Source organism: Pacificoceanicola algae (assembly GCF_049341065.1).
In the GTDB taxonomy this organism is placed as follows: Bacteria; Pseudomonadota; Alphaproteobacteria; order Rhodobacterales; family Rhodobacteraceae; genus Pacificoceanicola.
In genome coordinates, this window is sequence record NZ_JBMPIX010000039.1 from 1 (window position 1) to 19,138 (window position 19,138).

General features: G+C 59.6%; 18 protein-coding genes. 5 read left to right on the forward strand and 13 right to left on the reverse strand.

Annotation, left to right across the window (positions count from 1 at the left end; all coding sequences use genetic code 11):
• Positions 1-305 precede the first annotated feature (305 nt).
• Positions 306-755 carry a phasin, PhaP gene (locus ACOYQJ_RS25135; RefSeq protein WP_422908637.1) on the reverse strand — a complete coding sequence of 150 codons (450 nt, stop codon included), beginning with the start codon at positions 753-755 and terminating at the stop codon, positions 306-308.
• Positions 756-875: 120 nt separating this feature from the next.
• A complete protein-coding gene (locus ACOYQJ_RS25140; RefSeq protein WP_422908638.1) occupies positions 876-2,678 on the reverse strand; it encodes a PHA/PHB synthase family protein in 1,803 nt (600 codons plus the stop codon).
• A gap of 122 nt (positions 2,679-2,800) precedes the next feature.
• On the opposite strand from ACOYQJ_RS25140, the gene phaZ reads away from it, so the two are divergent.
• Positions 2,801-4,069: a polyhydroxyalkanoate depolymerase gene (gene phaZ, locus ACOYQJ_RS25145; protein WP_422908639.1), complete on the forward strand. Its 1,269-nt coding sequence runs from the start codon at positions 2,801-2,803 to the stop codon at positions 4,067-4,069.
• A gap of 168 nt (positions 4,070-4,237) precedes the next feature.
• Here phaZ and ACOYQJ_RS25150 read toward each other — a convergent pair whose 3' ends face one another.
• Genes ACOYQJ_RS25150 through ACOYQJ_RS25160 form a run of 3 tightly spaced genes read right to left on the reverse strand, consistent with a single transcriptional unit; the run spans position 4,238 to position 6,321 of the window.
• On the reverse strand, positions 4,238-4,768 hold the full coding sequence (locus ACOYQJ_RS25150) for an adenine phosphoribosyltransferase (RefSeq protein WP_422908640.1): 531 nt from the start codon (positions 4,766-4,768) through the stop codon (positions 4,238-4,240).
• Positions 4,765-5,388 carry a LysE family translocator gene (locus ACOYQJ_RS25155; protein ID WP_422908641.1) on the reverse strand — a complete coding sequence of 208 codons (624 nt, stop codon included), beginning with the start codon at positions 5,386-5,388 and terminating at the stop codon, positions 4,765-4,767. The genes ACOYQJ_RS25150 and ACOYQJ_RS25155 overlap by 4 nt, the downstream gene beginning before the upstream one ends.
• A gap of 48 nt (positions 5,389-5,436) precedes the next feature.
• Positions 5,437-6,321 (reverse strand): S-methyl-5'-thioadenosine phosphorylase, encoded by an 885-nt coding sequence (locus ACOYQJ_RS25160; protein ID WP_422908642.1) that lies wholly within the window; start codon positions 6,319-6,321, stop codon positions 5,437-5,439.
• Positions 6,322-6,532: 211 nt separating this feature from the next.
• Between ACOYQJ_RS25160 and ACOYQJ_RS25165 the strand changes: the two genes are divergently transcribed.
• On the forward strand, positions 6,533-8,161 hold the full coding sequence (locus ACOYQJ_RS25165; RefSeq protein ID WP_422908643.1) for a SulP family inorganic anion transporter: 1,629 nt from the start codon (positions 6,533-6,535) through the stop codon (positions 8,159-8,161).
• Positions 8,162-8,212: 51 nt separating this feature from the next.
• Here ACOYQJ_RS25165 and ACOYQJ_RS25170 read toward each other — a convergent pair whose 3' ends face one another.
• Complete coding sequence (locus ACOYQJ_RS25170; RefSeq protein WP_422908644.1) at positions 8,213-8,869, reverse strand: CatB-related O-acetyltransferase; 657 nt, start codon at positions 8,867-8,869, stop codon at positions 8,213-8,215.
• Positions 8,870-9,058: 189 nt separating this feature from the next.
• A complete protein-coding gene (locus ACOYQJ_RS25175) occupies positions 9,059-9,664 on the reverse strand; it encodes a flavin reductase family protein (RefSeq protein ID WP_422908645.1) in 606 nt (201 codons plus the stop codon).
• Between the two features lie 106 nt (positions 9,665-9,770).
• On the opposite strand from ACOYQJ_RS25175, the gene ACOYQJ_RS25180 reads away from it, so the two are divergent.
• Positions 9,771-10,265, forward strand: coding sequence for a GNAT family N-acetyltransferase (locus ACOYQJ_RS25180; RefSeq protein ID WP_422908646.1), 495 nt, complete (start codon positions 9,771-9,773; stop codon positions 10,263-10,265).
• A gap of 55 nt (positions 10,266-10,320) precedes the next feature.
• Positions 10,321-11,076, forward strand: coding sequence for an EcsC family protein (locus ACOYQJ_RS25185; RefSeq protein ID WP_422908647.1), 756 nt, complete (start codon positions 10,321-10,323; stop codon positions 11,074-11,076).
• 405 nt (positions 11,077-11,481) lie between these two features.
• Here ACOYQJ_RS25185 and ptsP read toward each other — a convergent pair whose 3' ends face one another.
• The 6 genes from ptsP to ACOYQJ_RS25215 all read right to left on the reverse strand — a co-directional run bounded on the left by ptsP (position 11,482) and on the right by ACOYQJ_RS25215 (position 18,053).
• A complete protein-coding gene (gene ptsP / locus ACOYQJ_RS25190) occupies positions 11,482-13,743 on the reverse strand; it encodes a phosphoenolpyruvate--protein phosphotransferase (protein WP_422908648.1) in 2,262 nt (753 codons plus the stop codon).
• 168 nt (positions 13,744-13,911) lie between these two features.
• Positions 13,912-15,150 carry an aspartate kinase gene (locus ACOYQJ_RS25195; RefSeq protein ID WP_422908649.1) on the reverse strand — a complete coding sequence of 413 codons (1,239 nt, stop codon included), beginning with the start codon at positions 15,148-15,150 and terminating at the stop codon, positions 13,912-13,914.
• 141 nt (positions 15,151-15,291) lie between these two features.
• Entirely contained in the window at positions 15,292-15,762 is a 471-nt protein-coding gene (locus tag ACOYQJ_RS25200; protein WP_422908650.1) for a YybH family protein, read from the reverse strand.
• Positions 15,740-16,384: an SDR family NAD(P)-dependent oxidoreductase gene (locus tag ACOYQJ_RS25205; RefSeq protein ID WP_422908651.1), complete on the reverse strand. Its 645-nt coding sequence runs from the start codon at positions 16,382-16,384 to the stop codon at positions 15,740-15,742. The genes ACOYQJ_RS25200 and ACOYQJ_RS25205 overlap by 23 nt, the downstream gene beginning before the upstream one ends.
• Complete coding sequence (locus tag ACOYQJ_RS25210; protein ID WP_422908652.1) at positions 16,384-16,824, reverse strand: DUF1178 family protein; 441 nt, start codon at positions 16,822-16,824, stop codon at positions 16,384-16,386. The genes ACOYQJ_RS25205 and ACOYQJ_RS25210 overlap by 1 nt, the downstream gene beginning before the upstream one ends.
• 59 nt (positions 16,825-16,883) lie before the next feature.
• Positions 16,884-18,053 carry a 3-deoxy-D-manno-octulosonic acid transferase gene (locus ACOYQJ_RS25215; protein WP_422908654.1) on the reverse strand — a complete coding sequence of 390 codons (1,170 nt, stop codon included), beginning with the start codon at positions 18,051-18,053 and terminating at the stop codon, positions 16,884-16,886.
• A gap of 778 nt (positions 18,054-18,831) precedes the next feature.
• Between ACOYQJ_RS25215 and ACOYQJ_RS25220 the strand changes: the two genes are divergently transcribed.
• Positions 18,832-19,138 (forward strand): hypothetical protein (locus ACOYQJ_RS25220; RefSeq protein ID WP_422908653.1); only part of this gene is annotated, 307 nt, incomplete at its 3' end.

Sequence of the window (19,138 nt, forward strand, 5' to 3'; positions counted from 1 at the left end):
GGCGCAGCCTTTCTGATTTCACGCAAGGCCCGGTCTTCATCGGTCCAAAACTATCCCCGCCGGAGGCTTCGACGCTGCCCATACAGGGATGGTCTCTGACCTGATGCGAAACTCGCGATCTTGGCGCCGGCCCGAGCCCAAGCGCTCTGCGCGCCGGGCGAGATATCCTGCGCGCGAAGCGCACTGATAGATAGTAGCCGATTTGAAACTAAAAAAGGGCGGGTTCATAAGAACCCGCCCTAGGATATTGCGCCAAAAATGGGAGGAGAAGGCGCAAATTCCTGATCAACCCCTAGGGGTTGAGATTACTTGGCAGCTGCGGTCGCTTTTTTGGCGTTCGCGGTCAGCTCGTCGGTGGCTTTCTTGACGGCTGCGGTTGCGTCCTCGGACAGGTCCTTGCCTGCGGCCATCATCAGCTCGACGGTATCCATCTGGACCTTCTTCGCGATCTCGGCGAATGCGGCCATGTTCTCGGCAGCAACTTCGGCCTGAGCGGATGCGAAGTCGGTGATCGACTTTGCGTAGTCAGCCGGCTCTGCCTTGGCTTTGGACATGTCTGCCAGCTTGGACAGGGTGTCTTTGGTCCACTTAGCGGAAATCTCGGTCGACTTCTCAGCCGCTTCCAGAGCAACGCCCGAGAGCTTCTCGTTCATGGTTGCGGTGGTTTTGAAAGCGTCTTCCATCGCTTTGGTGTCAACCGGGAACGAACCCATCATGTCTTTCATCACGCCGGTGAAATCTTGTGCTTTAGCCATCTCTTCAATCCTTTTTCTACTGCGTGGGCCCACCCCACTGTTTAGCAGTTGAAGAGAATATGAATGCTGCGGCGCAGAAAATCAAGAGTTTTTGCTGCGCCGCAGCATAATTTCGCTAAGTCACTGATTTTGCGAGGCAGCCTTGATCGCCACATAGGTGCCCGGAGCGTCGCAAAGGCTCTCATAAGGCGAATCGCCCGGCGTACGTGCGGCAACTTGCTTGCCTGAACGCTTCTTCAGCCAGCTTTCCCACAGCGGCCACCACGACCCCTCGTTCTTGTCAGCCGAGGCCACCCAGTCATCGAAATCAAGGCTGAGATCGTCGTTGGTGTAGTGGCCGTATTTCTTTTTGGACGGCGGGTTCACGATGCCTGCGATATGTCCGGATTCGCCCATCACAAATTGCTTGGAGCGCGACCCCATCATCTGCACACCGCGATAGACATCGCGGGCGGCAGCGATGTGGTCGGTTTCGGTTGCGATGGACATCAACGGCACGTCCACGTCCTTGACGCTCAGTGTTTCGCCAAACATCTCGAACGTGCCATTGGCAAACTCGTTGCGCTGGCACAGGCCGCGCAGGTACTGCTTGAACATCTTGCCCGGCAGGTTCGCGCCATCCCCGTTCCAGTACAGCAGGTCAAACGCCGGGGGCGTTTCACCCATCATGTAATGGCGAATGGCCGGGCCATAAATCAGGTCATTCGAGCGCAGGAAGGAAAAGGTCCGCGCCATGATGAACGAAGGCAGGATACCCTCCTGATCGATCTCCTGTTCGATGCCTTGGGCAAAGTCCTCTTGCAGGAAGGGCGTGAACTCGCCCTGATCAGAAAAATCCGTCAGCGCGGTAAAGAAGGTCGCGGACTTGACCGTTTTGTCGCCGCGCTTTTTCAAGAGCGACAGCACAAGGCTGAGCGTCGTGCCCGCGATGCAATAGCCCACCGCATTGATCTTATCGACGCCGCAAATCTCCTTCACGATGTTCATCGCAGTCAGATAGCCTTCGTCGACATATTCCTCGAGGCCGACATCGCGATAGGTCGCGTTCGGGTTGATCCAGCTGACCACGAAAAGGGTATAGCCCTGATCAACGACCCAGCGGATCAGGCTGTTCTGCGGTTTCAGATCCAGAATGTAGAACTTGTTGATCCACGGCGGGAAAAGAACAACCGGTGTCTCGTGCACCTGCTCTGTCGTCGGGCTGTATTGGATCAGCTCCATCATGCGATTGCGATAAACGACCTTGCCTTGCGCGGTCGCGATATTTTCACCGACGGAAAAGGCGCTTTCATCCGCAAGGCGGACAATCATCTCGCCATTGTTGGCTTCCAGGTCGCTGACAAGGTTCTCCAGCCCGCGCACAAGGCTTTCGCCTTCGGTCTCCACCGCTTTCATCAAAGCATCGGGGTTTGTGGCAAGAAAGTTCGTCGGCGCGAACATGTCAGTGATCTGCTGGGCAAAGTACCGCAAACGGCGTTTTTCTTTTTCGTCCAGTTCATCCAGATCTTCGATGCCTTCACGGATGGCGTCGGCATTGATCAGGTACTGTTGCTTGACGAAATTGAAATAGGGGTGCGTGTCCCAAAGCGGATTCGAAAAGCGGCGATCCTTGGGGCCGGGGTTCTCGGGCGCCTTTAGCTGCCCTCGCGCCAGCACTTGTTGCGCATCGACAAAATGCGTGAGCGTCTTGCCCCAATACTGAACCTGCTGCTCAAGCACCTTGGCCGGATTGGACATCCATTCCTGCCAATACGCCTTTGCCGCCTTGGAATACAGCTCGCTCTCAGGTCCATTCAGGGCCTGCGGCGTGGACTTTTTCCGGGTCATCGCGGTGACAAGGCGCTGTTGTAGCTCCTCAACTCGCGCCAGATTGGCCTCGAGCCGCTCACGATTTTCGGATGCGGCATCTGTGTTCGTTGCCATGTTAACGATTCCCCCCTATGTTCGCTCTCGCAGAATAACGTTGCCTTTGACGGGAGGCAAAGCGACGAAATAGCCCGACCCAACTTGTGGTTGCGGCTCACGTTTGAACAGGAGCAGTAGTAATGCGCTACATGGCCACGTACGATTTTATGGAAACCTTCCGTAACACCAGCCAATGGCTCGGCGCGACGGCAAAGACAATGGCGTCTTATCCCGCGTTCTCAGCTATCCCGAACCCGGCGCTGTCCTGGATGGCTGCCTGGGGCCATGTGACTGAGCGGACGTTCGAACGCATGGTCGTGAAACCTGACTGGGGCATTCATTCGTTTACGTGCGAGGATGGCAAAGACCATCTGGTGAGCATCGAAACCGTGGTGGAAAAGCCTTTTGGCAACCTGATTCACTTCAACGTCACCGGGCGCGAAGAACAGCCGCGCAAGATCTTGCTGGTTGCGCCGATGTCCGGACACTATGCGACGTTGCTGCGCTCGACCGTGAAATCGCTGCTCGTGAATTGTGAAGTTTATATCACCGATTGGCACAATGCCCGGGATATTCCGGTATCGGCCGGCAAGTTCGATATCGAAGACTACACGCTCTACCTGATGGACTTCATGCGCCATATGGGCCCCGAGACCAACGTCGTCGCGGTCTGCCAGCCCGCGCCCCTGACGCTTGCTGCGACGGCCTATCTGGCCGAACTGGACCCCAGCGCGCAGCCGCGCACCCTGACTCTGATCGGTGGGCCGATCAACCCCGACGCGGTGCAGACCGATGTGACGGACTTTGGCGCCCGTGTGACCATGGGCCAACTCGAAGAGACGATGATCCAGCGCGTGGGTTTCAAATACAAAGGGGTGGGGCGTCTGGTCTACCCCGGCCTGCTCCAGCTGGCCTCGTTCATGAGCATGAATTCGGATCGCCATTCCAAGGCATTCAACGACCAGATTCTGCGGGTTTGCCGTGACGAAGCATCGGATCATGATGCACATAACCGCTTTTACGACGAATACCTTGCGGTGATGGACATGACTGCTGAATTCTACCTGTCGACAGTGGATCGCATCTTCAAGAAGTGTGAAATCGCCAAGAACGAATTTGTTGTCGATGGTCACAAGGTCGACATGGGCAAGATCACCAATGTGGCTGTCAAGACGGTCGAAGGCGCCAAGGACGACATCACCGCGCCGGGCCAGTGTATCGCGGCTTTGGATCTGTGCACCGGTCTTCCGGATGAGATGAAAGCCTCGCACGTGGAGCCGGGTGCCGGCCATTATGGCATCTTCGCGGGCAAAAGCTGGCGTAACAACATCCGTCCGCTGGTTCTGGATTTCATTGATGCCAACGCGGGCACGTCCAAGAAAAAAGCGGCGAACGTCAACGCGGCCTGATCAGGCTGTTAACTGATTGAGCGCCGTCCGGCGCGCCTGCAATCGCTTCAACGCCCGCCTTTGGCGGGCGTTTGCATATCCACAAACCTGCAAGGCGATTGAATTCCAATCAATTGGACGCTTTTTTCTGCATCCAAATGGGGCTTTGCCCCCAAATGTCCCTCGCAATCACAGTCCGTTGTAGGAACAGAGCGCGTGGACCTCCATGCCCATATCAAGCAGTTTCTGGCGCCCGCCCAGTTCGGGTAGATCGACGATAAACGCGCATCCGATGATCTCGCCGCCGAGGCGCTCGACCAGCTTGATCCCGGCCTCTGCTGTTCCGCCTGTGGCCAGAAGATCATCCACCAGCAGGATTTTTTCGCCCGGCTCGATCGCGTCATCGTGGATTTCCACCACGGCCTCTCCGTATTCCAACTGATATTCTTCGGAAATGACTGCTCCGGGCAGTTTGCCTTTTTTGCGGATCGGAACAAACCCTGCTGACAGCTGGTGGGCGATGGCCCCGCCAAGTATGAAACCGCGGGCTTCAAGGCCGACCACTTTGTCGAAACGCACCCCGGCGTAGGGGTGCAGCAATTGGTCGATCGCCATACGAAAGCCGCGCGCATCGGCAAAAAGCGTGGTCACGTCGCGGAACATGATGCCTTCGTGCGGGAAGTCGACGATGGTGCGAATATAGTCCTGAACCTGTTTCATGAGGCTTTCCTGAGGGTTGCTGTGAGCAGGCCCATGGCGATCAGGGTCGTCCCGCCTGCGCGGGTGATCCATGGAATGACGCCCGGGCGGGTGATGGTCCGGCGCAGACGGTCAGCGGCCAAGGCATAGGCCAGCGCGTTGAGTGCGGCGAGCGTGACGAAGGTTGCCACGAGGATGACGAATTGCGGCATCAACGCAGAGGTCGCATCGATGAACTGCGGCACGAAGGCGATGAAAAAGGCGATGCTTTTGGGGTTGAGGGCAGTTACCGCAGCATTGTGCCAAAAGACACCGCGCGCTGTGACCTCGGCTCTGGGCAGGGCAAGACCCTCGGCAGGAGCCGAGCGGATGAGCTTGATACCAAGGTAGATCAGATAGGCCGCACCCAACCACTTGAGCAGGGTAAAGAGCGCGGCAGAGGTCGCGACCAGCGCGCCAAGCCCTGCCAGCGACAATGACATGGCCAGAAAATCGCCCGTTGCGACGCCGGCCGCCGAAGCGACAGCGACGCCCCGCCCTTTCGACAGTGCATAGGACAGAACCAGCAGCACGGTCGGGCCGGGGATCAGCAAGAGCGCGATAGAGGCCGCCACAAAGGCGAGCCAGAGGTCAAAAGGCATGGTTCACTCCTTAGTGGTTTGCTCGGGTCGCGGCCCGGCAGGTCCAGGTCACTCTGCCGCGCTCAGGACACGGCCTGCCACCGCGTCCAATTTGGCCACCAGCGCCGGGTCGCGTTTATCCGGCGCAGTCATGACGGCAAACTCCAAGGCGCGGTCGCAGCCATGCGGGCAGGGCGCGCGCTCGGCGCCCAGCAGCGCGGGCAGGCGGCGAACCATTTCGCGGCCCTTGTCGGCATTGCCCATCAGCACCTTGATGATCTCGTTCACATCAACCTCGCCGTGGTGGGGGTGCCAGCTGTCGTAATCGGTGACCATGGCGATCGAGGCATAGCAAAGCTCGGCTTCGCGGGCGAGCTTTGCCTCGGGCATATTGGTCATACCGATCACATCGGCGCCCCAGTGTTCGCGGTACATCTTTGATTCCGCCAGAGTGGAGAACTGCGGGCCTTCCATGGCCAGATAGGTGCCGCCCTTGTGGATGGTCACGCCAGCGCTCTTTGCGGCTGTGAAACAGGCCTCACCAAGGCGGGGGCAGGTGGGATGCGCCACCGAGACATGCGCCACAAAGCCCGACCCGAAAAATGACTTGTCGCGGGCAAAGGTCCGGTCGATGAATTGGTCCACCACGACAAAATCGCCCGGCGCCATTTCTTCGCGGAATGATCCGCAGGCCGAGACGCTGATGACATCCGTAACTCCGAGCCGCTTGAGGGCGTCGATATTGGCGCGGTAGGGCACATCGGTCGGCGCATGCACATGGCCGCGCCCGTGCCGAGGCAGGAAGGCCATTTTGACGCCCTCAAGCGTGCCGGTCAGGATCTGGTCAGAAGGGACACCCCAAGGCGAAGCGACCTTTCGCCATTCAGCCGCTTCCAACCCGTCGATGTCATAGATGCCTGATCCACCGATCACGCCGATCATGGTGTTTGTCATGATGCCCTCCGATTTCGTTCGCAAGGTGCACCGATCTGACGGCAAAGAAAAGAAGTCCGGGGCGCCGCGGGGCAACCGCGCGGTAAGAAATCCGTGCAACTGGCGTGAATTCCGTTATACAGCCCGGCAAATGGCCACGATGGCCGCGCGTCTCTGGCCTTTTATGCTGCATTGCAATATGGGCGTTGGCGCGAACGAAAGGACTGCCCCCATGAAAAAAGCCATTCTGGCGAGCTTCGCCAATCGCCTTGCTTTGCCCGACCTGTCCCTGATGCCGGATGAAAAGTTGACGCCTGCGCGTCTGCGGATCGAGTTTCTGGCCGGTTTGACCGTCGCGCTGGCCCTTGTGCCCGAAGCGGTGGCATTTGCCTTTGTCGCCGGGGTGCATCCGCTTGTCGGCCTTTATGCTGCCTTCATGGTTGGGTTGATCACGGCGCTGTTTGGTGGGCGTCCGGGGATGATTTCGGGAGCGACGGGGGCTTTGGCTGTGGTCATGGTCGCGCTGGTCGCTCAGCATGGGGTTGAATACCTGTTTGCGACAGTGGTTCTGATGGGGATCTTGCAGGTCTTTGCCGGGATCATGCAGTGGGGCAAGTTCATTCGCCTTGTGCCGCACCCGGTGATGTTGGGCTTTGTGAACGGTCTGGCGATCGTGATTTTCCTGGCGCAGATGTCTCAGTTCAAGGTGCCGGGGTCGATTGAAAACACCGGGCATGGCATGGGCGGGGGCACCTGGCTGTCTGGAATGCCGCTGTATTTGATGCTGGGGCTGACGGCGCTGACCATGGCGATCATCTGGGTGGCGCCCAAGGTCAGCCGTCTAGTCCCTGCGCCTTTGGCGGGCATCGGGATTGTTGCGGCCATCGTGATCGGCTTTGGTCTGGATGTGCCGCGCGTCGGCGACATGGCGTCGATCAAGGGCGGGCTGCCGCCGTTCCATATCCCTTCGGTGCCGCTGACTTGGGAAACGCTTGAGATCATCCTGCCGTACTCGGTCATTCTGGCCGCCATTGGTCTGATCGAAAGCCTTTTGACGCTGAACCTTGTGGGCGAGATGACCGGAAAACGCGGTGGCGCCTCACAGGAATGCATCGCGCAGGGCGCGTCCAACGTGGTGACAGGCTTCTTTGGCGGCATGGGCGGATGTGCGATGATCGGCCAGTCGATGATCAATGTGAAATCCGGCGCGCGGACGCGGATTTCGGGGATCGCTGCGGCGCTGTTCCTGTTGATCTTCATCCTCTTCGCCTCGCCTCTGATCGAACTGATCCCGTTGGCGGCGCTTGTCGGTGTGATGTTCATGGTGGTGATCGGGACGTTCGCCTGGAACTCGCTCAAGATTCTGGCCAAGGTGCCGCTGATGGATGCCTTTGTCATCGTGCTGGTGACCGTTGTGACGGTGATGGAAGACCTCGCCTTTGCCGTGGTCGTCGGGGTGATCGTTTCGGCGCTTGCCTATGCGTGGAACAACGCCCGGCGCATCCATGCCAAGACCTACACAACGCCTGAAGGGGCCAAGGTGTATCAGGTGCAAGGGCCGCTGTTCTTTGGCTCGTCCGATGGGTTTATCGAGCTGTTCAACCCGGCCGAGGATCCGTCGATCGTGATCGTGGATTTTGCCGACAGCCGGGTGGTGGACCAATCCGCGCTTCAGGCGATCGAAGCTATTGCGGCTAAATATCAGGCCACGGACAAGCAGATACAGCTGCGCCACCTGTCGCGCGACTGCCACAAATTGCTGACCAAAGCCGGGCATCTGATGATCGATAGCGACGATGACCCCGATTACCAGATCGCCGTGGACTACGGCGTGCGAACCGGCATTCTTGGCGGCCACTGATACGCCGGACGAGACATTTGCAGAAGGGGGCCTTGTGGCCCCCTTTTTCGTTTAAAGGGCCCTGCCGGGGGCATATTTTTCCAACGCGGTCACATCCCCGCTTTCCAGGGCATCGCGGGCCATAGCTATTGTTTCAGGCGGCCAATCCCACCATGCCAGCGCCAGCAGTGCCGAGATCTCTTGGTCGGAATAACGCATCCGGACCACCTGCGCTGGATTACCGGTGACAACGGCGTAGTCCGGTATGGATCCACGCACCACAGCGCCGGCCCCCACGATCACGCCATTGCCGATCCGGGCGCCGGGCATGACCAAGGCGCCATATCCCAGCCAGACATCGTGGCCGACACGCGTATCCCGCGTATCGGGTTGATAGCCAAGCATGGCGTCCGGATCGAAGACTGCGAAAGGAAAGGTCGAAGGGCCACGCGTTTCATGATTGGCCGAGCTTCCGATAAACCGGACGCCATGGGCGATCTGGCAGAATTTGCCGATGCTCAGTTTTTCCTGACTGAACGCAAAGAGATAGGGCGCGAGGCGCGCGGCCCAGTCGCTTGGTGGATCAAAGTCAGAGGCGTAGGTGTAGGCGCCGACCTCAAACCGTGGATGATCGACCACGTTTTTCAAAAAGACAGTGCCGGAATGCGCAGTGCCGTCAGGAAGGGTGATGGGATGCGAGCAATTCGCATCGGGAAGTGAGAAGGGCATAAGACCTCCTTTGAAAACCGGTTGAAATTCAAGGGTTCAAAGGTGCTGGTCCATGTCTTCCTCCATCGATTGCACAGGTAATATAACAGGAAAGGCGCGGGGGAACCAGTCGGGTCTTGCGGGTCGGCGGGCGCCTCTGTTTCGGCTAAGCCGAAAAGCGCCCGCCCGCCGACCCGCAGCGGTGCGTATTTACTCGCCCGGGCGCTTGAGCTCAAAGGTCTCTCGCACCACCGTATAATCACGATAGCCAAGGCGCGAAAGCGGGTTGAACTTGAGAATATCGAACATCCCGTCGGTCATGCAGTCATCGCGCATGTGGATGCCGGTGACCTCACCGAAGACCGCGAAGTTCGACACGCCTTCAAGCTGGACAATCTGCGTCACCTTGCATTCGAGGTTGGCCGGGGCCTTTGCGACGCGGGAACAGGCGATGGTTTCGCACTCTGCCTTCTCGAGCCCCGCCAGTTCGAACTCGTCCACGCCTTTTTCCCAAGGCCCGGATGAAGCATTCATCGCGTCGCGCATGGCGAATTCCACGATGTTGACGCAGAACACGCCGGTTTCCCGGATATTGGCAACACTGTCCTTTGTGTCCCCGCGGTCCGGCTTGGCCGAAGTCGAGGAGAACATCACTTGCGGCGGGAAATAGGCAACCGCGTTGAAAAAGGAATATGGCGCAAGGTTGTCGTGTCCATCCGCCCCGCGCGACGAAATCCAGCCTATAGGGCGCGGGGTCACGATGGCATTGAACGGGTTATGCGGCAGGCCGTGGCCTTGGTCCGGGCGGTAGAACATTTGATACTCTCCTGTGTGCACCGATTGTCGGTTTGCGCATCCTATTGTTTGCGCAAGGGTTTGGCCCGTGATAGGCCGTTTTGCGCTGGATTGCACGAGGGCCAATGTGTTCACCCTTGCACAGGAACTGCCGCAGGATTGGTGGGAGGTCGAAGCCCTCTACGATACCTGCTTTGCCCCCGGTCGCGGGGCGCTGAGCTCGTACCGGCTGCGCGAGGATGTGCCGCCGGTTGCTGAGTTGTGCTTTGTTGCGCGGGACGAAAACCGGATACTTGGCGGCGCGATCCGCTATTGGCCAGTGCTTGTTGGCACGCAAGAGGCGCTTTTGCTGGGCCCCGTCGCGGTGCATCCGACGGCGCAGGGCGAAGGGCTTGGCGGGGCGCTGATCCGCGAAACCGTTGCGAGGGCGGCGGATCTGGGCCATGCCCGCGTTCTTCTGGTTGGCGATGTTCCTTATTATGCGCGCTTTGGGTTCGAACGTCTGGACGGGGTGGAAATGCCCCCTCCGACTAATCCGGACCGGGTTTTGGGGTTGGAACTGCAGCCTGGCGCGTGGCAGGGAGTCCGCGGCGTTGTCACGCGGATGCCGCAAAAGGGTTGAAATATCGCCCAGCCTCCCCAGCTAGATACACGTGGGGCGCGAAGAGGGTTGTGTTATGGACGATTTGGAACTGGTTGAAGAGACATTCGACCTCGACCGTGAAATAGAAGATTTGGCCAAGCGCTATCGCGCCGCCAGTAACTTGGGTGTTCAGGTACTCAGCGTATTGAACTGGCCTGCCGAAAGTCTGCTGGACCGGCTTCCTGAAAACTCTCGCAGTAAGCTGGAAACAGCCGCGGTGCGCGGGCTCGAAGCGGCGATGAGTGCTGCATCGGGGACGCGCAGCTTTGTCAAAGATCAGAAGTCTTGGGTGAACACCGCCACGACGACTGCGGTCGGGATTGTCGGCGGCATGGGCGGGTTGCCTACGGCGCTGGCTGAATTGCCGGTCACGGTAACCATGCTGATGCGTTCGGTTCAGGCTGTGGCGGCCGAACACGGCTTTGATCCCGACGAAGAGCAGACTCGCAAGGACGCGCTTCTGGTATTTGCGGCCACGGGTCCTCTGACGCAGGCCGGAAAATCCGCTGACCTGACCTTTTTGTCGTCACGGGTGACGCTGACCGGTGTGAACGTCTATATAGGAATCGGCTTGATCGCCCCGCGCCTGGCTTTGGTTCTTGGTCGCAAACTTGCGGCGCAAACGATCCCGGTTATCGGTGCGGCCACCGCTGCGGCCACCAACTATTCCTATTCGGGCTATTACCAAGAGATGGCTCAGGTCGTCTTTGGTCTGCGCAAATTGGAAGAAAAGACCGGCACCAGATATGCCGAACTGGTTGAACTGCTTTCCGCAAGGCTCGAGGGCTAATCGCCAGACAACGTGATTTTTCAGCCCTGTGTTCACTTAAAGTTAAGGTTAATTCTCTAGGGTCGCAGATGAAGGGGCAACAGGATGCCCCCTTATCGGCCCCGCGCTGAAACCAACCCGGGATGCGCCCCTCCCAAAACTGGCGCATCTGCCGTGGAGAGCAAACGAGGGCCGGATATCTGCGCAGAACGCGCGGGATAAGTGCGGCGGATCAGAAAGGTCCATGCACAAACAGACGTCAGAGTCTTAGCGCCCGGTCGCCGGAAAAACTCCGCGGCCGGGCGTTTTTCGTTTTGTGATGCCACTTGAGCTTGCGTTTGTGGAACGCTGTATCGTTTCACTGGTCAGAAAATATCCCGGGGGAGCCGCCCAAGCGGCGGGGGCAGAGCCCCCACAATGCGGCCGTCAGGCCAGGGCCCACCCCTCATTGCGCAGATAGTCCATGACAGCATCACGCACGCTTTGGTCGCCGCGCGCGCCAGCGGCATCAATCACTGCTTTCACTTCCGCCAGATTGGTACGCATCAGCAGGCTTTTGACTGGCCCGACCGAAGCGGGGCGCATCGACAGGGTATGGATTCCGATCGCAGCCAGACATAGCGCCTCGATAGGACGTCCGGCATCCTCGCCGCAAAAGCTTAGCCGGGTCGTTGTCAGCGCGCAGCGTTTTACGATATCGCCCAGAAATGTGAGGAATGACACGTTCAACGTGTCATAGCGGCGGCGCACGCGCTCGTTTTCGCGATCGGCGGCAAAAAAGAACTGTTTAAGATCATTGCCGCCGATCGACAGGAACTCGACCTCTTCGAAAAACCGCGGCGAGGCGAAGGCAAGGCTTGGGGTCTCCAGCATTGCGCCAATCTCGACTGTCTTCGGCAAGGGGTGTCCCAGCTTGCGCTCGCGTTCCAGCGCCTTGTTCATTTCCGCCCGGGCATCGCGGAATTCGCTGTGTTGTGCGACGAACGGGAACATCACTGTCAGTGGCCGACCGTTGGCTGCACGCAAAAGCGCCTGCAATTGCATTCGAAGCACGCCGGGCTTGTCCAGACCCACGCGGATCGCCCGCCAGCCCAGTGCCGGGTTGGGTTCATCCTGAGGCTTCATGTAAGGCAAGACCTTGTCCGAGCCGATGTCCAAAGTCCGGAACACCACCCGTTTGCCCTGCGCGGCATCCAGAACGCGCGAATAGATCCCGACCAGTTCATTGCGGCGCGGCATCTGGTTGCGGATCAGGAATTGCAGTTCGGTGCGGAACAGGCCGACCCCCTCGGCCCCCGAACTCAGCAGCGAGGGCAGGTCGGCCATCAGTCCTGCGTTCATATGCAGTTCGATCCGCTGTCCATCCGCCGAGACACAGTCGACGTCGCGAATCGAAGCATAACGCTCCTGCGCTTCGGCCTGCATGGCGATCTTGTCTTGAAAGGCGGCGACAACCGTGTCGTCGGGGCGCAAATGGGCAATGCCCTGATCGCCATCAACCATGATGTGATCGCCGTTCAGCGCTTCGTTGGTGATCCGCTCAGCGTGGATGACCAGTGGAATCGCCAAGGCCCGCGCGACGATCGTCGCGTGGCTGCCGACCGAGCCCTCTTCCAGGACAACGCCTTTCAGCTTGCGGCCGTATTCCAGCAATTCTCCGGGGCCGATATTGCGCGCGATCAGGATCGGATCCTTGGGCATTTCGCTGCCGGTTTCGCGGCCTTGCCCGGTCAGGATGCGCAGCAAGCGGTTCGACAGATCGTCCAGATCGTGCAAGCGTTCGCGCAGATAGGCATCCGCGACCTGATTCATCCTTGCACGGGCCTGCGATTGTTCCTTTTCGACAGCGGCTTCGGCAGAGAGGCCACGCTCGATGTCGGTTTCCATCCGGCGCAGCCAGCCCTTGGAGTTGGCGAACATCCGGTAGGCCTCCAGAACCTGCACCTGATCGGTTTCGACGGCTGCGCCGCTTGCCCCTTCCAGCATCTGGTCAACGCTGACCCGCAATTCGTCCACCGCCTTGTTCAGTCGCGCACGTTCATTTTCGGGATCGTCGGTCACAAGGTTGGTGACCACGACGCGCGGTTCGTGCAGCCAGACATGGCCCATGGCCGTGCCTTCCTGACCGACCGCGCCCCGGAACATCACTGGTTGGGTGTGCCGAGCCGACAATGCAGCGCCTTCACCGACAAAGGCACCCAGCTCGGTCATCTCGGCCAAGACCATCGCGACCACTTCCAAGGCATAAAGCTCGTCGGCAGTGAATTCGCGGGCCTGTTTGGACTGCACAACCAACACGCCCAGCTTTTCGCCAAGCCGCTGGATCGGCACCCCGAGGAAGCTGGAGTAAATCTCTTCGCCCGTTTCGGGCATATAGCGGAACCCCGGTGCCGATGGCGCGTCCGCGGTGTTCACCGTCTTGCCAGCGCGTGCGACGCGGCCGACAAGACCTTCGCCCAGCTTCATCCGGGTCTGGTGCACGGCTTCGGGTTTCAGGCCCTGCGAAGCGCAGAGTTCCAGAGTTTCAGAATCGCGGAACAGGTAGATCGAGCAAACTTCGGTGCCCATGGAATCAGCTGTCAGATGGGTGATCTTATCCAGTCGCTCCTGCCCCTCGGCCACTTCGGCCATGGTGTCGCGCAGTCGGCCAAGCAGTTTTCTGCTTTCGCTTTCAAGACCATCGGGCATGTGGTGTCTGCTCCATTGTTCCTTGTTACCAGCTATAGGCGAGTTGTCAGGGAAAGGAAAAGCGGAATGCGCGGCATTCTCCGCGTGAAAACGATAACACGCGGGCTTGCGCGGCCCGCGTGTGCTTTTCGTAAAATTCTTGCCGAAATTTGACTGGGTCTGGGGGCCTCAGGCCGCCTTGTCCAGATCAAAGGCGTCATGCAGCGCCTGCACCGCCAATTCCATGTATTTGCGGTCGATCAGCACCGAGATCTTGATCTCGGAGGTGGTGATCACCTTGATGTTGATGCCTTCATTGGCCAGCACCTGGAACATCTTGGCCGCGACGCCCGTGTGGCTGCGCATGCCGATGCCGACGACCGAAATCTTGCACACGCCTTCATCGGCGATAATATCGTGGAAATTGATATCGCCCTTGGCTTTGGCGTCCTGCATCGCCTTTTCCGCGCGCGCGACCTGATTGGTCGGGCAGGAAAAGGTCATGTCCGTGCGACCTTCTTCGCTGATGTTCTGCACGATCATGTCGACGTTCACACCGGCATCGGCCAGCGGCGTAAAGATCGCCGAGGCTATCCCTGGGCGGTCAGCGACAGAAACGAGGGTCATCTTGGCCTCGTCGCGGGAATGGGCCACACCGGCCACAACGTTGCTTTCCATGATTTCCTCCTCGTCGCAGACCAGCGTGCCTGCCTCGTCCGATTGTTCCTCGAAGCTGCTGAGTACCCGCAGCCTGACTTTGTAGCGCATTGCCAACTCGACCGAACGGGTCTGAAGCACCTTGGCGCCCAGAGAGGCCAGTTCCAGCATCTCTTCAAAGGCGATCCTGTCCAGTTTGCGGGCCTTGTCGCAGATCCGCGGGTCGGTGGTATAGACGCCGTCCACATCGGTGTAGATGTCGCAACGCTCGGCGCCGAAGGCTGCTGCAAAGGCCACAGCTGTGGTGTCGCTGCCGCCCCGGCCCAGCGTGGTGATCCGGCCTTCGGATGACACGCCCTGAAACCCCGCCACGACAGCCACGCGCATACCTTCACCGAATTTTGCGGTGATATTTGCAGGTGGGATGTCTTCGATGCGTGCGTTTGCATGGGCGTTGGTCGTGAGGACCGGAACCTGCCAGCCTTGCCAGCTGCGTGCGGGCACGTCCATTTCCTGCAAGGTCAGTGCCATGAGGCCCGCGGTGACATTTTCGCCGGACGAGACAACCGCGTCGTATTCGCGCGCATCGAACAACGGCGAGGTTTCTTCGACGAAGCCCACCAGCTTGTTGGTTTCGCCCGACATGGCAGAAACGATGACGATAACGTCATAGCCTTTTGCCACTTCGACGCCGACGCGCTTGGCGGCGCGGCGGATGCGATCCAGCGTGGCGACAGAGGTGCCGCCGAATTTCATGACAAGAACGGGCATGGTACTTCCCCGGATTACGTTGCGCGGGGTTTAGGCGTGCCGGGCAAAAAGGGCAAGATGGTAAAGCTGCCGCAGTGTCGTGCGATGCGGTCCTTGGCGCGGATTTCAGGGCCGCTTGATTTTCGCATCAAGAAACAGGCGCTACGTCCTGTAATCGACCGCGCTAAACCCCTCGGGGCCGGAAACATGTGTCTCCATCCCCGGCACCACATCTGTATTCTGCGCGCTGACCGCCAGCCAGCCGGACGCAAATCGTTGCAGGACAAAGGTCAGAATGGTCTGGCGCGGCCCGGCGGTGCTGCCATCCGGCGCGCGCTGGCCCGACAGTCGGAACCGGCAGCGCAGCACCGCCACGTCTTCGCCGATCCGGCGGCATTCCGTTCGGCCGGGTGACAGCTCGGTCTCGGCGAAAAAGCTTTTCAACGCATAGTCGTGGGGTTTGGCAATGGCCGCGCTCCCATGCCACCAAAGCCCGGTGACATTGACGAAATCAGCATCTTCGGTGAACAGCGCCGCAATGCGCGCGCCATCCCTTGTGGCCCAAGCCTGCGCAAAGGCCTTGGCAAAGCCTTCAGGCGCGGGTTGCGGATCAGAAGGGATGGGCGCGGCCATCCCATGTCTCAAAGCAGCCGGTGGTCTCAAGGGAAAGCGCGTCGATCCGGGCGATCAGCCCTTCGGCGGCCTCTTGTTCGGAAATGTCAGCCGTAGAGCCGCCCATATCCGTGCGCACCCAGCCGGGGTGATAAATGCCAACCGCGATGCCTTGTCCTTTCAGATCGACGGCCAGATTGCGCCCAAGGTTCAGCGCTGCCGCCTTTGAGGCCCGATAGATGTAGCTGCCCCCCGGTGCGCGGGTGTCCGAAGCCATCTGGCTGGAAATGATCGCAATGCGCGGGGATGCCGCCATCTGCAGGTTGGGCAACAGTGCCTGAATGGTCAGGAAAACACCGGTGACATTCACCGCAAAGCTTTGGGCCCACATTTCTGGCGCGTAGCCATCGGCAAGGCTTTGCCCCTTGTCCAGATAGACGCCCGCATTGCAGACCACCACGTCCAGCGCTTGCCCCTCAAGCTGCGCGGCAAGATCCCGATGGGCCTGAGGGTTGGCGACGTCCAGTTCCAGAAAGCCCTCATGCCCGCGTGCAGTTCCGAAAACCTTGTCGCCACGCGCCGCGAACCCCGTTTTCAGGGCCGCGCCGATCCCCCGGTTGGCGCCGGTGATCAACACATCCATCAGTTGCTTTTCCTTGTGGGGGTAAAGGGGAGAGGCGCGATGGGAATGCCGTCCTCGATCAGCGCCTTTGCTTCTTCTCCGCGGGCTTCGCCCCAGATGGCGCGCTCGGGCGTTTCGCCCAGATGCATGGCGCGTGCCTCTTTGGCGAAGTTTCCGCCAACGTAGTCCGAATTCGCCTCGATATGCGCCTTGAGCTGCGCCAGCGCCTGTTCGGCGGCACCGCTGGCCTGCGACAGAGGCCCCTCTGGCTTGGGTGCAGGCACCTTCGGGTGATCGGCATGGTTGACGCGCGGCGCCATCAGCGCCTTGTCCACATCGGGCGAGCCACAGATCGCGCAGGCCACATGGCCCGCGGTCTTGAGTTTGTCAAAAGCGCTGGCCGACTGGAACCAGCTGTCAAACTGATGTCCGTCGGCGCATTTGAGGCTGTACTGGATCATACCTGTATCCGTTTTCTACGCTATATAGATAACCGTAAAGGCGACGGGTTCAAGTTCGCTTAAGCCGTGGCCAGCTGGTCCAGAAGGCGGGCGCAAAGCTCTGACATATCAATATCCTGATGCAGCGCCTCTTGCGCGGCTTTGCCCGCACGGCGTTGGTCGCTCGGATCTGACAGTGCAAGCAGGGCCTTGGCGAGCGACAAGGCATCGCTGATCTCAACCGCGGCGCTCGCCTTGGCCAAACGCTCAAAGCCCGCACGGTGGTTCACCACATCCGGCCCGTACAGCAGCGCGGCACCGAACTGCGCAGGTTCATAAGGCGTATGCCCGCCGCGATCCGACAGCGTGCCGGCAATAAAGACGCGCCCGGCCAAGGCATACCAGATCGCCATCTCGCCCATAGTGTCCGCCAGATAGACCTGCGCAGTGCCCGGCGCTTCGCCCTTGCTGCGGCGCGCGCAGGTAAACCCATGAGCATTGATCAGTGCCTCAAGGGCATCGCCCCGGCGCGGATGGCGCGGCGCAAGGATCAGTCGCAGGTCCGGGTCGCTGCGCAACGTCTCGGCGTGAGCCTGCAAGACAATCTCATCCTCACCTTCATGGGTCGAGGCCGCCAGCCAGGTCTGATCGCGGTTGAAGGCCGCCCGAAGTGCCTCGTCCGGGACTTGCCCGGCGGGCCGCTGGTAGAGTGCCTTCAGGTCCACCACAGGGCCGCGCGCTTTTTCGGGCAGGCCGAGGTGCGACAACCGGTCCAGGCTACCCTGGTCCTGCGCAATCGCCAGCGTCACATGCGACAGCACGGCGCGGGCAAGGCCGGGCAGGCGGGCCAACCCTTTGGCGGTTCCGGCACTCATTCTTGCGCCTAGCAGGATCACTGGCCCGGGGCTGGCGCGAAAGCGGTGCGGCCAGAGCTCAGATTCAAGCGAGATATGCGCCACAACCCGCCAGTCCCGGATCACGCGGCGGGACACATGACTTAAATCCAGCGGCGCCAGCCGGGCGCTGACACGCGGCAAGTGCCAGCCTTCGACCATCTGCACGCCCGTCTCGGTGTTTGCCGTGACCAGCCAATGCAGGTCGGGCCGCGCTTGCCCAAGTCGTTCCAGCACCGCGCTGGCCGAGGCGAGCTCTCCGTTCGAGGCGCCATGCAGCCAGACGTGTTTGCCTTGAACCGGTGCCATGCCTCGTCCCAGACGCGCACGCCAATATGCGCCCTGTGGTTGGCGCATCAGAACAACGGCTGCAAAAAGGCTGAGCACTATTCGGTAGATCAACACGCCCAAGGGCTCCCTTGTCAAAAGCTGATTAGCGCCATAGGCCGCACGGAGGGGGATTGGCAAGTCAGACGCGCGGCGAAAGGAAGCGGGGATGTGACCCGAAATATACGGATTACGGGGCGTTTGTATGGGGGTCAGATTTGTCGTGGTGAGGTTTTGATTTACATAAATCAGACTTTAATGGCGCAGTTTTACTATAATATTCGTATATTGATTTCATTTAAGCGATATTTTTGGAAAAGCGCGCTCGCGCAGTGCCTTTCGGACCCGAAGTTCTGAGGGTACGGTGTTCACTGGCGGCATCTCCGGATGCGCAAATCGAAAAAGTTAATAAAATCTGATGCTTGTCGAGCCAACTTAAAGAAGCACTGCGGGATTGGGTTTTGTCGTCAAGAACAGCGTATTTTCCAGTCGTCGGAACGCTCTGCAGGCGCAGGTCGATAGGCGCATTGGGCTAAACTTATTGCTCTGGCTCACGACTTTCCCTGTAATGCGCGTCACATCACTGGGGGTACCGGGCTAAACTAGGAATGAAAAACAGGATGCGGAAGGCACCGAAGATGGATCCCAATGTCACGTCTTGCAGGTTTCTCTGGTCGCGGGGCAAAGCGGGGGAAAAAGCGCGGCCTTTGAAAAGCCGCGCCTCGCTATCGCATATTTTGGTTCTATCGCACGCCAAGGAAGGCCTCGCTGCCTGATATCCTGCCACGCCTTGGGCAGGAGGGCATCGGTGGCACACCAATGGCACGACGCTTTTGAACAGTTCAAGCCCGTCTGCGAGACCCACCGTCAAGGTGACACCGTCCAGCGTCAGGACATTGCCGTTTGCGAAGTCAAGAACGACGCTGCCAGAGCCATCAATACTGGAGAACTGATCCACAACCTCGGCTTCGGTCAGGCCATAGGCGCAAATCCATGGCACCCAGCGGCAGGCCAGCTTGTTGTGTGCGACATCTCAGGACCTATTTTGTTGAAAAACTCGCCCTTGATCGAAGGGGCGTCGGCTGATTCAATTCCTGCGTTGGATGGGAGGATCG

Coding starts and splice junctions, on each gene's coding strand:
- phaZ (WP_422908639.1), top strand. CDS start 2,801: ATGCGCTACATGGCCACGTACGATTTTATGGAAACCTTCCGTAACACC.
- ACOYQJ_RS25150 (WP_422908640.1), bottom strand. CDS start 4,768: ATGAAACAGGTTCAGGACTATATTCGCACCATCGTCGACTTCCCGCAC.
- ACOYQJ_RS25170 (WP_422908644.1), bottom strand. CDS start 8,869: ATGCCCTTCTCACTTCCCGATGCGAATTGCTCGCATCCCATCACCCTT.
- ACOYQJ_RS25205 (WP_422908651.1), bottom strand. CDS start 16,384: ATGGATGTGTTGATCACCGGCGCCAACCGGGGGATCGGCGCGGCCCTG.
- ACOYQJ_RS25135 (WP_422908637.1), bottom strand. CDS start 755: ATGGCTAAAGCACAAGATTTCACCGGCGTGATGAAAGACATGATGGGT.
- ACOYQJ_RS25210 (WP_422908652.1), bottom strand. CDS start 16,824: ATGATCCAGTACAGCCTCAAATGCGCCGACGGACATCAGTTTGACAGC.
- ACOYQJ_RS25165 (WP_422908643.1), top strand. CDS start 6,533: ATGAAAAAAGCCATTCTGGCGAGCTTCGCCAATCGCCTTGCTTTGCCC.
- ACOYQJ_RS25155 (WP_422908641.1), bottom strand. CDS start 5,388: ATGCCTTTTGACCTCTGGCTCGCCTTTGTGGCGGCCTCTATCGCGCTC.
- ACOYQJ_RS25200 (WP_422908650.1), bottom strand. CDS start 15,762: ATGGCCGCGCCCATCCCTTCTGATCCGCAACCCGCGCCTGAAGGCTTT.
- ACOYQJ_RS25140 (WP_422908638.1), bottom strand. CDS start 2,678: ATGGCAACGAACACAGATGCCGCATCCGAAAATCGTGAGCGGCTCGAG.
- ACOYQJ_RS25215 (WP_422908654.1), bottom strand. CDS start 18,053: ATGCGCCAACCACAGGGCGCATATTGGCGTGCGCGTCTGGGACGAGGC.
- ACOYQJ_RS25160 (WP_422908642.1), bottom strand. CDS start 6,321: ATGACAAACACCATGATCGGCGTGATCGGTGGATCAGGCATCTATGAC.
- ACOYQJ_RS25175 (WP_422908645.1), bottom strand. CDS start 9,664: ATGTTCTACCGCCCGGACCAAGGCCACGGCCTGCCGCATAACCCGTTC.
- ACOYQJ_RS25185 (WP_422908647.1), top strand. CDS start 10,321: ATGGACGATTTGGAACTGGTTGAAGAGACATTCGACCTCGACCGTGAA.
- ACOYQJ_RS25195 (WP_422908649.1), bottom strand. CDS start 15,150: ATGCCCGTTCTTGTCATGAAATTCGGCGGCACCTCTGTCGCCACGCTG.
- ptsP (WP_422908648.1), bottom strand. CDS start 13,743: ATGCCCGATGGTCTTGAAAGCGAAAGCAGAAAACTGCTTGGCCGACTG.